The organism is Variovorax paradoxus (assembly GCF_030815975.1).
Classification (GTDB): Bacteria; Pseudomonadota; Gammaproteobacteria; order Burkholderiales; family Burkholderiaceae_C; genus Variovorax; species Variovorax paradoxus_N.
The window spans coordinates 2,263,008-2,277,704 of record NZ_JAUSXL010000002.1 but is presented as its reverse complement, the minus strand read 5'-3'; the positions used below and the strand labels follow the sequence as shown (position 1 = coordinate 2,277,704).

Genomic DNA, 14,697 nt, shown 5'->3' with positions numbered 1-14,697 from the left:
CAAACAAAAGAAAAAAAGAAAAAGGCCGGGCCGGCTTTCAGGCGCCGTCGAGGAAGGCCTCGCGCAGGATGCCCATGGCCTGCTGCACGGGGCGGTCCGAAAAGCTGAAGAGCACCACGTCCCCGCCGGGCGCCGACAGGCGCAGCGGCGCCCACGAAGGCACGACGAAGGTGTCGCGCGGGCCGAACTCGAAGCGCTGGCCCGCGATGTCGGCCGTGCCGCGGCCTTCGACCACGCTGTAGACGGTGCCGTCGGTGGCGCGGTGCGCCTTGCCCGCGAAGCCCCCGGGCAGCAGCTGCAGCTGGGTGCCGATGGTGGGCATCGGCGCGCCGCCCGTCAGCGGGTTGATGTAGCGCAGCTTGTGGCCCAGCCAGGCATCGGGCGCTTGCTGCTTCTGCAGCAGGGCCAGCGCCTCGCGGCTGCGTGCATAGGGGTAGTTGAAGATCGGCGAGGTGGGCGAGGCGTGGTCGTGGCGCACCGGCACCATGTTGTGGCCGAAGCGCGCGAGGCTGTTGCCCTCGGGACGCGCCACATGCTGCACCTTGGCGTCGTCGTTCTCGGCAAAGCCGGCGTCGAAGAAGCGCAGCATCGGAATGTCGAGCCCGTCGAGCCAGACCACCGGCTCCACCGTGCCGCCGACGCCCTCGTTGCCGTGGTCGTGCCAGGCCCACGACGGCGTGATGATGAAGTCGCCCGGGTACATGGTGGTGCGCTCGCCGCCCACCGTGGTGTAGGCGCCCTTGCCGTCGACGATGAAGCGCAGCGCCGACTGCACGTGGCGGTGCGAGGGCGCCACCTCGCCCGGCATGATGAGCTGCAGGCCGGCGTAGATCGACTGCGTGATCGACGAGTTGCCGGGCAGCGCCGGGTTCTCGAGCACGAGCACGCGGCGCACCGCTTCCTCGGCGGTGATGAGCGCGGCCGATTCCATCAGCAGCGGGCGGATCTCGTCGTAGCGCCAGAGCGCCGGCACGCAGGGCGTGGCCGGCTCGCGCGGCACCAGCGCATGCAGCGACTCCCACAGCGGCGTGAGGTGGAGCGGCCGGATGCGCTCGTAATAGTCGCGGCGCTCCGCGGCATTGGCGGGCGCCGGGGCGGCGGGCTTCGGGGCGGTGGGGTTCATGGGCAGCGGTTCCGGCCGTCGTGCGGCGGTTGTCTCCGGGAAGCGGCCATCTTCCGCCGGTACTACTATTGGCGCAATGGGGTCATGGCGATAGGCTCGATCTTGTTTCTTGATAGTGGTGGCTGCTGCATAGGAGATGTTTCATGGCCCAGCTCGATCTCGAATGGCTGCTGGTGTTCGACGAGGTCTACAAGACGGCCAACGTGTCGAGCGCCGCCGAGCGGCTGGGCCTTTCGCAGTCGGCGGCCAGCACCGCGCTGGCGCGGCTGCGCACGCACTTCGGCGACAAGCTGTTCGTGCGCACCTCGCGCGGCATGGAGCCCACGCCCTATGGGCGGCAGATCCAGCCGCTGGTGCAGGACATCCTCGACCGGCTCAACCGGGCCAAGGGCGGGCGTGCGAGCTTCGATCCCGCCACCGCGGCGCGCAGCTTCCGCATCTGCATGACCGACATCAGCGAGGTGGTGCTGCTGCCCGGCCTGCTCGACCATCTGCGGCGCACCGCGCCCGGCGTGCGCATCGAGACCGAGATCATCTCTACCGGGAGCGGGCGCCGGCTCGAGGACGGCGCGGTGGACCTGGCGGTGGGCTTCATGCCGCAGCTGGACGCGGGCTTCTACCAGCAGACGCTCTTCATGCAGAACTTCGTCTGCCTGGCCGCGCGCAACCATCCGCGCATCGGCGAGCGGCTCACGCGCAAGCGCTTCGAGACCGAGGCGCATGCGGTGGTGGCTTCGTCCGGCACCGGCCATGCCATCGTCGACAAGACCATCGCGCGGCTGGGGCTCCGGCGCAATGTGGTCGCCAGCCTGTCGAGCTTCCTGAGCGTGGCGCGCATCGTGGCGCACACGGAGCTGATCGTGATCGTGCCCGCCATCCTCGGCAAGGTGCTGGCCACGCAGGAGCCGGTGAAGCTGCTGGAGCCGCCGTTCGAGCTGCCCGCCTATGCCGTCAAGCAGCACTGGCACGAGCGCTTCCATGCGGATGCCGGCAACGCCTGGCTCCGGCGCACGCTGGCGGAACTGTTCGGAGGCGGCGGCTGAACGTGCGTGCCACGCCGACCGGCGGCGCGCGCCGCGGTGGGCGCTCGCTCGCATAATCGGAACCCCACCCACGGCCCACAAAAAAGGCGGCGCATGTCCTCCATCACCCTTCGATTCCTGGCCGAGCCCAGCACCGTCAACTTCGGCGGAAAGGTCCACGGCGGCACCGTCATGAAATGGATCGACGAGGCCGGCTACGCCTGCGCCACCAGCTGGGCCAAGCGCTATTGCGTGACGGCCTTCATCGGCAGCATCCGCTTTCACCACCCAATCATGATCGGCGACCTGGTCGAGGTCGAGGCCCGGCTGGCCTACACCGGCACCACCAGCATGAACATCTCGGTCGAGGTGCGAAGCGGCGACATGAAGGGCGGCAGCATGGACAAGACCACCGAATGCCTGGTCGTCTTCGTCTCGGTCGATTCGCACGGCCGTCCGCTGCCGGTGCAGCCCTTCGTGCCCGGCACGCCCGGCGAAATGGCGCTTGCGGAACGCGCCAAGGCCCACCTGGACGCCAGCCGCGCCGCCGGAAAATAGGCTCGCCCCCAGGCTTCGCGCACTTCGTGTCGCTTCTCCCACCCCCTACCGGGGGCAACACCAGCGGCCCGGCAAAGCCGGTTCCGCGGTAGCACTTGGCTCACCCCCAGTCTTCGCGCACTTCGTGTCGCTACGCCAACCCCCTACCGGGGGCAACACCAGCGGCCCGGCAAAGCCGGTTCCGCGGTGTTTCACGAAGGACCCGGTTGTAGATACAAAGCTCTAAAAAGGAGCGGGCCGAGCGGCTAGAGTCGCTCGTTGGTTTTCACAGGAACATTCGCATCATGGCTACCCAGGACGACGATCACGGCAACAAGGGCTCCGACCGCATCAAGGACTCGGCCCAGCAGATCTGGCTGGCGGGGCTTGGCGCCTTCGCCAAGATGCAGCAGGAAGGCAGCAAGGCTTTCGAGGCGCTGGTGAAGGACGGCGCCGGCATGCAGAAGAAGACCCAGGCAGCCGCCGAAGAAACCCTCGCGCAGGCGCAGACGCGCATGGCCGGCTTCGCGAGCGAATTCGGCACCAAGGCCGCGGGCCAATGGGGCAAGCTCGAGAACATCTTCGAAGAACGCGTGGCGCGCGCGCTCGAAAAGCTGGGCATCCCCTCGGCCGCCGAGCACGCCGAGCTGCAGGCCCGCGTGGCGGCGCTCGAGGCCGAACTGCAGCACCGCGCGGGCAAGCCCGCCGCGGCGCGCAGCGCGAGCCGCAAGACGGCAGGCCGCAGCGCCGCACCCGCCACCGCCGCCAAGAAGGCCGCGCGGCGCAGCAGCAGCACCAAGCCGGGCTGAGCCCCTTACCAGGCTCCATTTTTGCGGCGGTGCACAACGCGCGCCGCCGCAAAACATTGCGCTGGCGCATTCATGGTGCAGTGCACATACGCTAGAGTGTCCCCAAGAGACAAAAAACGGGGACTGACATGGCCAAGAAGGCGCCACGCCGCACAGCGCAACGCATCCTCGAAGCCGCACTCGAGCTGTTCAACCGCTTCGGCGAGCCGAACGTCTCCACCACGCTGGTGGCGGGCGAGCTCAACATCAGCCCCGGCAATCTCTACTACCACTACCCTGCCAAGGAAGAGCTGATCAACAAGCTCTACGAAGGCTACGAGGCCGAACTCAACGAGCTGCTGCATGCCAGCGAAGGCGTGCACGATGTGGAAGACGCCTGGTTCTTCATGCACAGCCTGTTCGAGCTGATCTGGCGCTACCGCTTTCTGTACCGCGACCTGAACGACCTGCTGAGCAAGAACCGGCATCTCGAAACGCAGTTCCAGCTCGTGCTCAAGAACAAGGCCCGCGCGATCCGCATGCTGATCGCGGGGCTGAGCCGGGCCGGGCACCTGGACATCGGCGCCCACGAGGTCGACACGCTCGCCCAGAGCATGGTGGTGGTGCTGACCTACTGGCTCAGCTACGAATACGTGCGCAATCCGCGCGAGGCGCTCGAACCCGCCCACGCCCAGGGGGCGCTGATGCGCGGCGGCCAGCACACGCTGCACCTGCTTGCGCCCTATCTCGGACACGAGCAGCGGCGGCATTTGCTGACACTCAGCAATGCCTACAGCGGCGATGATTCCGCAAGCACGCCGCCTCCGGGCGCGACAGTCGATTTGGCAGCCCAGGCCTAGACCATGCCCCATCCAGATTTCAAGCCGCTCTCGCTGATGTCCGCCCGTCCGGTTGCCGCGACCGCCGAATCCTGGATGCCGCTGCCCTACGCTGACGTGCCGCGCTACGACGCGCAAAGCCTGCTGCCGAACTGGCCCCGGCTGCATGCCGGCCACGCCTTGCCGCCTCCGCCCCCCGAACATCCGCTGGCCCACGGCTGGGCGCTGTACCACAGCGGCGAGTTCGAGCACGCCGCCTCGCTCGGCCTCGCGCACGGCGCGGAAGGCTTGTTGCTGGCCAACCAGGCCACCGCCGTCTACGCCAACTACCTCGAACCGCGCGAATCGGTCCGGCTCTCGATGTTCCGCCAGGTCATCGAGCGGGCCGCCGCGCAAGCCACCGCCGAGCCCGACAACTGCCATGCGCTCTACTGGCAGGCCTATGCGCTGGGGCGCTACAGCCAGGGCATCAGCGTGGCGCGCGCGCTGGCGCAGGGCCTTGGCAGCAAGCTCAAGGGCGCGCTCGAACGCGTGATCGAACTGCAGCCGCACCATGCCGATGCGCACATCGCGCTGGCCGCCTTCCACGCCGAGGTGATCGACAAGGTCGGTGCGCTGGTCGGCCGCATGACCTACGGCGTGCGCGCCGAAATGTCGGTCGAGCTGTTCGAGCGCGGCCTCGAACTGCATCCCCATTCGCCCAGCGCGCTGATGGAATACGGCCGCGCACTGCTCATGCTGCATGGCGACGCACGCATGGGCGAGGCCACGCAGCTGTACGAAAAAGCCGCGGCGCTGCAGCCGGCGGATGCGAAGGAACGGCTGGACGTGGAACTGGCGCGGGCGGGACTGGCGGACTGAGCCCGGCCGGTACCGTGCACTTTAAGATGCGTGCTCTTCGCTTTTCAAATTCTCGCCAGCAATGTCCGACCTCAACGCCTTATTCGAAGCCGCCCAGGCCAACTCCAAGCTGCTGGCGGAACGCCCCGACAACCCGACGCTGCTCAAGATCTACGGCCTCTTCAAGCAGGCCACCGAGGGCGACAACACGGCCAAGAAACCCAGCTTCAGCGACATCGTCGCGCGCGCCAAGTGGGACGCCTGGACCGCGCAAAAGGGCCTGAGTGCCGACGAAGCGAAGCAGAAGTACGTCGACCTGATCGAGTCGCTTCGGGGCTGACCGCGGCCCTCAGCCGACGATCCCGCGCTCGTGCAGCGCGGCGATCTGCTCCGCGCTCAGGCCGATCTCCTTCAGCACGGCGTCGGTGTCCGCGCCCAGCGCGGGCGCGTTGAACCGGTGGCCGGCCGGCGTGAGCGAAAGCTTGGGCACGAAGCCCGGCACCGCGAGCGCGCTGCCGTCGGGCATCTGCACCTGCTGCAGCATGCCGCGCGCGGCGTAGTGCGGGTCGGCCGCGATGTCGGCGATGGTGTAGATGCGGCCGGCCGGCACGTGTGCGGCGGCCAGTGCGGCGAGCACTTCGTCCACCGTGCGCTCTGCGGCCCAGTCGCCGATGGCGGCGTCGAGCATTTCCACCTGCGCCACCCGGCCCGTGTTGCCGGCCAGTGACGGATCGGCCGCCAGATCGGGCCGGCCGATGCATTCCATCAGCCGGCGGAAGATGCTGTCGCCGTTGCCCGCGACGATGGCGTAGCCGCCGTCGGCGCAGCGGTAGGCGTTGGTCGGCGCAATGCCGGGCAGCGCGCTGCCGGCCGCCTCGCGCACCGCGCCGAACGCGCTGTATTCGGGCAGCAGGCTCTCCATGCAATTGAAGACGGCCTCGTAGAGCGCCACGTCGACCACCTGGCCCCTGCCCTTCGGATACTCGGCGCTGACGGTGGCATGGCGGTGCTGCATCGCCATCAGCACGCCGATCACGCCGTGCAATGAAGCCAGCGTGTCGCCGATGGACACGCCCACGCGCACCGGCACGCGGCCGGGCTCGCCCGTGAGGTGGCGCAGCCCGCCCATGGCCTCGGCCACGACACCGAAGCCCGGCCGGTCGCGGTAGGGGCCGGTCTGTCCGTAGCCGCTGATGCGCAGCATCACGAGCGCGGGGTTGGCGGCCAGCAGTTCGTCCGGGCCGAGGCCCCAGCCCTCCATCGCGCCGGGGCGGAAGTTCTCGACCAGCACGTCGGCCTCGGCGGCCAGTTGCCGCACGAGGGCCTGTGCCTCTGGCTGGCGCAGGTCGAGCGCGAGCGAACGCTTGTTGCGCGACTGCACCTGCCACCACACCGAGGTGCCGTCCTTCAGAAGCCGCCAGCTGCGCAGCGGATCGCCCGCGCCCGGCGGCTCGATCTTGATGACCTCGGCGCCGAAGTCGGCCAGCGTGCGCGCCGCGAAGGGCCCGGCGATCAGCTGCCCGAGCTCGACGACCTTGAGGCCGGCCAGCGGGCCCGCGACCGGGGAAGAAGAAGAGGTGTTCGTCATGGCGCCAGAGTGTGCCGCGCCGCCGCCCGGCCTTCGCGGGGCGGGAAAACACCTATGAATTCTTGACGCGCCGCCCGGCGGTCTTGCGGCGGCGCAGCAATCACCGTGCGGCACGGCCTCTCTCCCGAGGAGAAAGGGCTTTGCTGCGATGCAACGCCTTGGCCGGCGGGCTTGCACAAAAGTCAAAAAAGTATCAATTTCGAGCGCCATCTCTGGTTGTTGGCGCCCGGGGCGATTCGTACAGTGCGCCCCGAGACAAGGAAAAGGAACCGTCCATGCAGCCCGATCTGGAAATCGTCGAAGTCCGCGGTGACGAATCATTCACCGCCTGGGCGCACGGCTATCCGTATCGCACGGTGCGCTGGCACTTCCATCCGGAGTACGAGATCCAGCTGATCGTCGAGACCCGGGGCGTGTATTTCGTGGGCGACCACGTCGGCCACTTCGAGCCCGGCAACCTCGTGCTGATGGGCCCCGACCTGCCGCACAACTGGATCAGCGACGTGCCCGCGGGCCAGAGCGTGGAGCGGCGCGGCATCGTGATCCAGTTTCCGGCGCAGCTGGCGACGAACATGGCGGCCGCCTTTCCCGAGTTCGAGCGCATTGCCCCGCTGCTGGCCGAATCGGGTTCGGGCCTGCTCTTCTCGGCCGAAACCGCCGTCGCCGCCAAGCCCCTGATGGAATCGCTGCTCGAAGCGCGCGGTCTGCGCCGCGTGATCCTGCTGCTCTCGCTGCTCGAACTGCTGGTGGACAGCAACGACCGCCAGCGGCTCGCGAGCCCCGCGTTCAAGCCCGACCCCAAGGCCTTCATGTCGCACGCCATCAACAACGTGCTGGCGCACATCGCGGCCAACCTCGGCGACGACCTGCGCGAGCCGATGCTGGCCGAGCTGGTGGGCCAGAGCCCGAGTGCGTTCTCGCGCGCCTTCCGCAAGCACACCGGCCAGTCGTTCGTGCGCTACGTGAACCGGCTGCGCATCAGCCGCGCCTGCGAGCTGCTCACCAGCAGCGAGAAGCCGGTGCTGGATGTCTGCATGGACGTGGGCTTCAACAACGTGTCGAACTTCAACCGGCAGTTCCTGCTGCACAAGCGCATGCCGCCGACCAAGTTCCGCAGCTTCCACCGCATGCAGGCCGCGGCCTCGCGTGCCGCCGCCAGCGTGCCGTAGCCGGCTTTTTCCGTGTTCCCGCGTCGTCATCGGCGCGGCGCTTCGGGCGCCGCGCGGGGCGCGCCTTTGCCAGCGTTTTTCCAAGACAGTCACAACCCCAGGAGACAGCCACCATGAAGAACCTTCTCAAAGCCACCGCCCTCGTCGCCGCTCTGGCTTTCGGTGCCTCCGCCGCGCAGGCGCAGGCACCGAAGCAGCCGCTGCGCATCGGCATGACCTTCCAGGAGCTCAACAACCCCTACTTCGTGACGATGAAGCAGGCGCTCGAGGAAGCCGCAGCCAGCATCGGCGCAACCGTGGTCACCACCGATGCCCGGCACGACGTGGCCAAGCAGATCGGCGACGTGGAGGACATGATCCAGAAGAAGATCGACATCCTGCTGCTGAACCCGACCGACTCCGCCGGCGTGCAGTCGGCCGTGCGCTCGGCCAAGAAGGCGGGGCTGATCGTGGTGGCGGTGGATGCCAATGCGCAGGGGCCGGTCGACTCCTTCGTCGGTTCGAAGAACACCGACGCGGGCCGCCTCGCCTGCGAATACCTCGCGAAGAGCATCGGCGAGAAAGGCGACGTGGCCATCCTCGACGGCATTCCGGTGGTGCCGATCCTGGAGCGCGTGAAGGGCTGCCGCGAAGCGCTCGCCAAGTACCCCGGCATCAAGGTGGTGAGCACGCAGAACGGCAAGCAAGAGCGCGCCACCGCGCTCACCGTCACCGAAAACATCCTGCAGGCCAACAAGGACCTGAAGGGCATCTTCAGCGTGAACGACGGCGGCTCGATGGGCGCGCTCGCCGCCATCGAGGCCAGCGGGCAAGGACGTGAAGCTCGCCAGCGTGGACGGCGCACCCGAAGCCATCAAGGCGATGCAGAAGCCGGGCTCGAAGTTCATCGCCACCACCGCGCAATACCCGCGCGACCAGATCCGCCTGGCCATCGGCATCGCGCTTGCGAAGAAGTGGGGCGCCAATGTGCCGGCCGCGGTGCCGGTGGACGTGAAGCTGATCGACGCCGAGGGCGCGAAGACCTTCAGCTGGTAACCGGCGTTGGCCATGAGCTCCTCCGCAGAAGACGAGATGCTCCGGCTGGAAGGCGTGTCCAAGCGCTTTCCGGGCGTGAAGGCGCTCTCGGGCATCGACCTCTCCATCCGCAAGGGCGAGGTGCATGCGCTGCTCGGCGAGAACGGCGCGGGCAAGTCGACGCTGATGAAGATCCTCGGCGGCATCTACCAGGCCGACGAGGGGCGCATCTTCATCGAGGGCAGCGAGCGCAGCTTCGCGGGCTACGGCGATGCGATTGCGGCGGGCATCGGCATCATCTTCCAGGAGTTCAGCCTGGTGCCGTACCTGAATGCGGTGGAAAACATCTTTCTCGGCCGCTACCTGACAAACCGCTTCGGCCTGATGGACAAGGCCGCGATGAAGCGTTCGGCGCAGGCGATCTTCGAAGAGCTGGGCGTGCAGATCGACCTTGGCGTGCCGATCTGCCGGCTCTCGGTGGCGCAGCAGCAGTTCGTGGAGATCGGCAAGGCGCTGTCGCTCGATGCGAAGCTGCTGGTGCTCGACGAACCCACCGCCACGCTCACGCCCAACGAGGCGGAGCACCTGTTCAGGATCATGCGCGAACTGCGCGCCAGGGGCGTGGCGATGATCTTCATCTCGCACCACCTGGACGAGATCTTCGAGGTGTGCGACCGCATCAGCGTGCTGCGCGACGGCGCCAACGCGGGGCATGCGGAGGTGGGCGCGACCGATGTGGATGCGCTGGTCCAGATGATGGTCGGCCGCCGCATCGAGCACAGCTTTCCGCCCAAGCCGCAGCCCGCGCCGCGCGGGCGCAAGGTGCTCGAAGTGCCCGAGATCCAGCTCGCCAAGGGCGGGCCGGTCAACAGCTTCGATCTGCATGAAGGCGAGATCCTCGGCTTTGCAGGACTGGTCGGTTCGGGCCGCACCGAGCTCGCGCTGGGCATGATGGGTGCCGACCGCGTGCACCGCAAGACGGTGCTGCGCAACGGCCGGCCCGTGCGCCTGAACGACCCGACGCAGGCTCTGAAGAACGGCATCGGCCTCTTGCCCGAGAGCCGCAAGGTCGAGGGGCTGATCACCGACTTCACGGTCCGCTTCAACATCTCGATGAACAACCTCGGCAGCCACAAGCGCGCGGGGTTCGTAAGCCAGCGCTCGGAAAAGCAATCGGCCGCCGAACTCTCGAAGCGCGTGGGTGTGAAGGCACCGGGCATCGAGACGCGCGTGGCCACGCTGTCGGGCGGCAACCAGCAGAAGGTGGTGATCGCGCGCTGGCTCGGCCACGCCAGCGAAGTGCTGATCTTCGACGAGCCCACGCGCGGCATCGACGTGGGCGCCAAGGCCGAGATCTACGGCCTGATGCGCGAGCTCACGCGGCAGGGAAAATCCATCATCATGATTTCGAGCGAGCTGCCCGAGATCGTGGGCATGTGCGACCGCGTGGCGGTGTTCTCGGGCGGGTCCATCGTGGCCACGCTCGAAGGCGAGGCCATCAATTCGGGGGACATCATGCGGCACGCTACTTCGTCGGGGGGCTTGCAATGACTGCCGCTTCAGGGCGCGCTCCCGCCGACGGGGTACCTTGCTCCGCGAATGTCCTCCGGCCTGCGGCCTCCCCCCTTGATTTCGCTGCGCAAGGCACCCCATCGACGGGAGCGTTATGCAGAGCGGTTGTTGATCGGCTGTACACCCAGAGCGTGCCCAGGTGCACAGGGCATCGGGTGCTCCCCGCAGCGAAATCAAGGAGGAGGCCGAAGGCCGGGGGACATTCGCGGAGGGGAGTACCCGGTGATCTGTGCACACGCCCTGAACAACTGCGCCCCGAACAACAGCGCCCATCTTCAAGCAATGCGCCATGGAGCCCTGAAATGAATGCAACCGCAACCCATCCCACGCCGCCCGCACCGGCAGGCGGCCTCTTCACCCAGCTGCGCCGCTCGACCGCCTTTCTTCCCTTGGTAGGGCTGGTCGCGATCTCGGTCTTCATGATCGCCGCGACCGACAACTTCCTGTCCTGGGGCAACCTGCAGAACATCGCGCTGCAGTCGTCGATCAACGCGATCATCGCGGTCGGCATGACCGCCGCCATCCTCACCGGCGGCATCGATCTTTCGGTGGGCGCGGTGGTGGCGCTGTCCGGCACGCTGGCTTCGGGAATGATGGTGCAGTTCGGACTTCCTCCGATGCTCGCTGTGCCGTTGGGGCTGGCCGTCGGCGTCGTGATCGGCCTCTTCAACGGCTACTGCGTGGCCTACCTGCGCATGCCGCCGATCATCGTGACGCTGGCCACCATGGGCATCGCGCGCGGCATTGCGCTGATCTACACCGGTGGCTACCCGATCGATGGACTGCCCGATTCTTTCGCCTTCCTCGGCGGCGGCGTGCTCGCGGGCATCAAGGTGCCGATCCTCATCATGCTGGCGACCTACCTCGTGGCGTACGTGCTGCTCAACATGGCGCCCTTCGGCCGCTACGTGTATGCGATCGGCGGCAATGAGGAGGCGACGCGGCTGTCTGGCGTGCGCGTGTCGCGCTACAAGCTGCTCGTGTATGCGCTGAGCGGCTTCACCGCCGCCGTCGCGGGCATCGTGCAGGCGGCGCGCGTAACGAGCGGGCAGCCCGGCGTGGGCGTGGGCTTCGAGCTCGATGCCATCGCGGCGGTGGTGATGGGCGGCACGTCGATTGCCGGCGGGCGCGGCGCGATCGTGGGCACGCTGGTCGGTGCGCTCTTGCTCGGCGTGCTGAACAACGGGCTCAACATGATCGGCGTGTCGCCGTATCTGCAATTGATCATCAAGGGCGGGATCGTGCTGCTCGCGATCTTCATCAGCCGCGAGGCAAAACGCTGACCCCTCTTCTGCCTTGCTCCTTCCCCTCCCGGGGGAAGGCTGGGATGGGGGCAGGCAGGGCGTGCCCAGTAGCGACGCCGCTTGCCCCCACCCCTGCCCTCCCCCGGAAGGGGAGGGAGAAATTTCCAACATGCCTCACAACAAGGAACCCATGTCTTATCAAAAGCTCCAGCCCGGCGCATCGGGCGCCATCGGCCAACTCGCCGCCATGCAGGCCGTCGTCTGCCACGGCCCCAAGGACTACCGCCTCGAAACCGTCGCAATGCCGACCATCGGCCCGAACGAGCTGCTGATCTCCATCGCGGCCTGCGGCATCTGCGCTTCCGACTGCAAGTGCCACTCGGGCGCAAAGATGTTCTGGGGCGGCGACGGCCAGCCCTCGTGGGTCAAGGCACCAGTCATCCCTGGCCACGAATTCTTCGGGTATGTCGAAGCGCTCGGCGAAGGTGCGGCCGAGCACTTCGGCGTGGAGAAAGGCGACCGCGTGATCGCCGAGCAGATCGTGCCCTGCGGCAAGTGCCGCTTCTGCACATCGGGCAAGTACTGGATGTGCGAAGTGCACAACATCTTCGGCTTCCAGCGCATCGTGGCCGACGGCGGCATGGCCGACTACATGCGGCTGCCGCCGACCTCGCGCGTGCACAAGATCCCCGATGGCATCTCGCTCGAAGACGCGGCCATCATCGAGCCGCTCTCGTGCGCGATCCACACGGTGAACCGCGGCGACATCCAGTTCGACGACGTGGTCGTCATCGCCGGCGCCGGCCCGCTGGGGCTGATGATGGTGCAGGCCGCGCGCCTGAAGACACCGAAGAAGCTGATCGTGATCGACCTCGTGCCCGAGCGCCTCGCACTCGCCAAGCAGTTCGGCGCCGACGTGACGATCAATCCCAAGATCGAGAACGCCGACGCGATCGTCAAGGGCCTGACCGAAGGCTACGGCTGCGACGTCTACATCGAGACCACGGGTGCGCCCATCGGCGTGACGCAGGGGCTGGAGATGATCCGCAAGCTCGGGCGCTTCGTCGAGTTCAGCGTGTTCGGCTCGGAGACCAGCGCCGACTGGTCGATCATCGGCGACCGCAAGGAGCTCGATGTGCGCGGCGCACACCTGGGGCCGTACTGTTACCCGATTGCGATCGACCTGCTGGCGCGCGGGCTCGTCACCTCGAAGGGCATCGTGACGCACGACTTTCCGTTGACCGAGTGGGAGCGCGCCTTCACACTGGCCAACTCGCTCGATTCCATCAAGGTGCTGCTCAAGCCGCAGCCACGCACAACATCATGAAATACGTGATCGGCGTCGACATCGGCACGCAGAGCACCAAGTGCCTGCTGGCCGGCATCGACGGCAAGGTGCATGCGCAGGCGAGCGTGGCCTACCAGCCCGACACGCCGAAGCCGCTGTGGGCGCAGCAGGACTGCGCGGTGTGGTTCGACGCGGTGTGCGAGAGCGTGCGCGCCTGCGTGGCGAAGAGCGGCGTGGCGCCTTCCGACATCGCCGCGATGTGCGTGAGCAGCCTGTACGGCGGCGCGGGCATCCCGGTCGACGAGGCGATGCAGCCGCTGCACCCCTGCCTGATCTGGATGGACCGCCGTGCCACCGCCGAAGTCGATGCGGTGAACGCCAGCGTCGACGTGGCGCGCCTGCAGGCGATCACCGGCAACGGCGTCGACAGCTACTACGGCTTCACCAAGATGCTGTGGATCCGCGAGCACCTGCCCGAGGTCTGGGCGAAGACGCGCTGGTTCCTGCCGCCGAACAGCTACGTCAACTGGCGGCTGACCGGGGAACTCGCAGTCGACCACAGCTCGGCCGGCAACATCGGCGGCGTGTACGACGCGGCGCAGCGGCAGTGGTCCGAGGAGGCGATGCAGATGCTCGGCATTCCGGCGCGCATGATGCCGCCGCGCCTGGTCGAGTCGAGCGACGTGGTGGGCGGCCTGAACGCCGAATGGGCCGCGAAGCTCGGCCTCGCCGAAGGCATGCCGCTGATGGCGGGCGGCGTCGATGCGGCCGTGGCCACCTTCTGCGCGGGCGTCACCGGCAGTGGCGACCATGTCGCGATGATCGGCACCAGCATGTGCTGGGGCTTCGTGAGCCCCACGGTGGATGCGCGCCACCGGCTCATCACGATGCCGCACGTCTACCGCGGCGCCGACCGCAGCTATGTGTTCGGCGGCGCGATCACCGCGGGTGCGGCGGTCACGTGGTTTCGCGAGACCTTCTGCCAGGCAGAGACGGCCGAGGCGGTGCGCACCGGCGAGGACGCGCATGCGTTGATCGAGCGCAAGGCCATCGCCGTGCCGCCCGGCGCCGAGGGCCTGGTCTTCCTGCCCTACCTGATGGGCGAGCGCAGCCCGATCTGGGACGCGCAGGCCAAGGGCGCCTTCATCGGCCTCTCGCTCGCGCACAGCCGCGCGCACCTGTACCGCGCAGTGCTCGAGGGCGTGAGCTTCGCGCTGCAGCACAACATCGAGGCCGGCCGCCAGAGCGGCCAACCGCTGGACGACCGGCTGATCGTGGTCGGCGGCGCGGCGCATTCGGACCTGTGGATGCAGATCGTGGCGGACGTCACGGGCTACCCGGTGTTCACCATCGAGGAAGAGGTCGAGGCGGCTCTCGGTGCAGCGATGCTCGCGGCACTCGGCGCGGGGCTGGTCGATGCGGCCACTGCCGAACGCGGCTGGGTCACGCTGGTGGAGCGTGCGCGGCCCGAGCCGGCGGCACAAGCCGTGTACCGCGAGCGCTTCGAAATCTACAAGTCGCTTTACCCGGCATTGCGCGATGCGATGCATCGGCTGAAATGAACACATTCATTCAGGGCGCGCTCCCGCCGACGGGGTACCTTGCTCCGCGAATGTCCTCCGGCCTGCGGCCTCCCCCTTTATTTCGCTGCGCAAGGCACCCCATCAGCGGGA

Annotated in this window: 13 protein-coding genes and 1 pseudogene; 12 read left to right on the top strand and 2 right to left on the bottom strand. The window is 67.7% G+C overall.

What is annotated here, in order from left to right:
- Positions 1–37 precede the first annotated feature (37 nt).
- Positions 38–1,123, bottom strand: a complete 1,086-nt coding sequence (gene gtdA, locus QFZ47_RS14485; RefSeq protein WP_307656293.1) for a gentisate 1,2-dioxygenase — start codon at positions 1,121–1,123, stop codon at positions 38–40.
- Positions 1,124–1,266: 143 nt separating this feature from the next.
- Between gtdA and QFZ47_RS14480 the strand changes: the two genes are divergently transcribed.
- The 6 genes from QFZ47_RS14480 to QFZ47_RS14455 all read left to right on the top strand — a co-directional run bounded on the left by QFZ47_RS14480 (position 1,267) and on the right by QFZ47_RS14455 (position 5,489).
- Positions 1,267–2,166, top strand: coding sequence for a LysR family transcriptional regulator (locus QFZ47_RS14480; RefSeq protein WP_307656292.1), 900 nt, complete (start codon positions 1,267–1,269; stop codon positions 2,164–2,166).
- A 93-nt stretch (positions 2,167–2,259) separates the two neighbouring features.
- A complete protein-coding gene (locus QFZ47_RS14475; RefSeq protein WP_307656291.1) occupies positions 2,260–2,703 on the top strand; it encodes an acyl-CoA thioesterase in 444 nt (147 codons plus the stop codon).
- Positions 2,704–2,987: 284 nt separating this feature from the next.
- Positions 2,988–3,491: a phasin family protein gene (locus QFZ47_RS14470; RefSeq protein ID WP_307656290.1), complete on the top strand. Its 504-nt coding sequence runs from the start codon at positions 2,988–2,990 to the stop codon at positions 3,489–3,491.
- 128 nt (positions 3,492–3,619) lie between these two features.
- Positions 3,620–4,330, top strand: a complete 711-nt coding sequence (locus QFZ47_RS14465) for a TetR/AcrR family transcriptional regulator (RefSeq protein WP_307656289.1) — start codon at positions 3,620–3,622, stop codon at positions 4,328–4,330.
- A 3-nt stretch (positions 4,331–4,333) separates the two neighbouring features.
- Positions 4,334–5,170 (top strand): tetratricopeptide repeat protein, encoded by an 837-nt coding sequence (locus QFZ47_RS14460; RefSeq protein ID WP_307656288.1) that lies wholly within the window; start codon positions 4,334–4,336, stop codon positions 5,168–5,170.
- Between the two features lie 61 nt (positions 5,171–5,231).
- Entirely contained in the window at positions 5,232–5,489 is a 258-nt protein-coding gene (locus QFZ47_RS14455; RefSeq protein ID WP_307656287.1) for an acyl-CoA-binding protein, read from the top strand.
- A gap of 9 nt (positions 5,490–5,498) precedes the next feature.
- On the opposite strand, the gene QFZ47_RS14450 is transcribed toward QFZ47_RS14455, so the two are convergent.
- Positions 5,499–6,737 (bottom strand): CaiB/BaiF CoA transferase family protein, encoded by a 1,239-nt coding sequence (locus QFZ47_RS14450; RefSeq protein ID WP_307656286.1) that lies wholly within the window; start codon positions 6,735–6,737, stop codon positions 5,499–5,501.
- Between the two features lie 275 nt (positions 6,738–7,012).
- Between QFZ47_RS14450 and QFZ47_RS14445 the strand changes: the two genes are divergently transcribed.
- The 6 genes and pseudogenes from QFZ47_RS14445 (at position 7,013) to QFZ47_RS14420 (ending at position 14,586) form a co-directional block, all read left to right on the top strand.
- A complete protein-coding gene (locus QFZ47_RS14445; protein WP_307656285.1) occupies positions 7,013–7,906 on the top strand; it encodes a helix-turn-helix domain-containing protein in 894 nt (297 codons plus the stop codon).
- A gap of 113 nt (positions 7,907–8,019) precedes the next feature.
- Positions 8,020–8,941: pseudogene (locus QFZ47_RS14440) on the top strand (ABC transporter substrate-binding protein).
- A gap of 12 nt (positions 8,942–8,953) precedes the next feature.
- On the top strand, positions 8,954–10,471 hold the full coding sequence (locus QFZ47_RS14435; RefSeq protein WP_307656284.1) for a sugar ABC transporter ATP-binding protein: 1,518 nt from the start codon (positions 8,954–8,956) through the stop codon (positions 10,469–10,471).
- Between the two features lie 323 nt (positions 10,472–10,794).
- Positions 10,795–11,775 (top strand): ABC transporter permease, encoded by a 981-nt coding sequence (locus tag QFZ47_RS14430; RefSeq protein WP_307656283.1) that lies wholly within the window; start codon positions 10,795–10,797, stop codon positions 11,773–11,775.
- Between the two features lie 151 nt (positions 11,776–11,926).
- A complete protein-coding gene (locus QFZ47_RS14425; protein WP_307656282.1) occupies positions 11,927–13,063 on the top strand; it encodes an alcohol dehydrogenase catalytic domain-containing protein in 1,137 nt (378 codons plus the stop codon).
- On the top strand, positions 13,060–14,586 hold the full coding sequence (locus QFZ47_RS14420) for an FGGY-family carbohydrate kinase (RefSeq protein WP_307656281.1): 1,527 nt from the start codon (positions 13,060–13,062) through the stop codon (positions 14,584–14,586). The genes QFZ47_RS14425 and QFZ47_RS14420 overlap by 4 nt, the downstream gene beginning before the upstream one ends.
- The last annotated feature ends 111 nt before the right edge of the window (positions 14,587–14,697 follow it).

Excerpts from the sequence above, each read along its gene's own strand:
- QFZ47_RS14470 (WP_307656290.1), top strand. The coding sequence starts at position 2,988 with ATGGCTACCCAGGACGACGATCACGGCAACAAGGGCTCCGACCGCATC.
- QFZ47_RS14465 (WP_307656289.1), top strand. The coding sequence starts at position 3,620 with ATGGCCAAGAAGGCGCCACGCCGCACAGCGCAACGCATCCTCGAAGCC.
- QFZ47_RS14460 (WP_307656288.1), top strand. The coding sequence starts at position 4,334 with ATGCCCCATCCAGATTTCAAGCCGCTCTCGCTGATGTCCGCCCGTCCG.
- QFZ47_RS14425 (WP_307656282.1), top strand. The coding sequence starts at position 11,927 with ATGTCTTATCAAAAGCTCCAGCCCGGCGCATCGGGCGCCATCGGCCAA.
- gtdA (WP_307656293.1), bottom strand. The coding sequence starts at position 1,123 with ATGAACCCCACCGCCCCGAAGCCCGCCGCCCCGGCGCCCGCCAATGCC.
- QFZ47_RS14430 (WP_307656283.1), top strand. The coding sequence starts at position 10,795 with ATGAATGCAACCGCAACCCATCCCACGCCGCCCGCACCGGCAGGCGGC.
- QFZ47_RS14480 (WP_307656292.1), top strand. The coding sequence starts at position 1,267 with ATGGCCCAGCTCGATCTCGAATGGCTGCTGGTGTTCGACGAGGTCTAC.
- QFZ47_RS14450 (WP_307656286.1), bottom strand. The coding sequence starts at position 6,737 with ATGACGAACACCTCTTCTTCTTCCCCGGTCGCGGGCCCGCTGGCCGGC.
- QFZ47_RS14420 (WP_307656281.1), top strand. The coding sequence starts at position 13,060 with ATGAAATACGTGATCGGCGTCGACATCGGCACGCAGAGCACCAAGTGC.
- QFZ47_RS14455 (WP_307656287.1), top strand. The coding sequence starts at position 5,232 with ATGTCCGACCTCAACGCCTTATTCGAAGCCGCCCAGGCCAACTCCAAG.
- QFZ47_RS14435 (WP_307656284.1), top strand. The coding sequence starts at position 8,954 with ATGAGCTCCTCCGCAGAAGACGAGATGCTCCGGCTGGAAGGCGTGTCC.
- QFZ47_RS14445 (WP_307656285.1), top strand. The coding sequence starts at position 7,013 with ATGCAGCCCGATCTGGAAATCGTCGAAGTCCGCGGTGACGAATCATTC.
- QFZ47_RS14475 (WP_307656291.1), top strand. The coding sequence starts at position 2,260 with ATGTCCTCCATCACCCTTCGATTCCTGGCCGAGCCCAGCACCGTCAAC.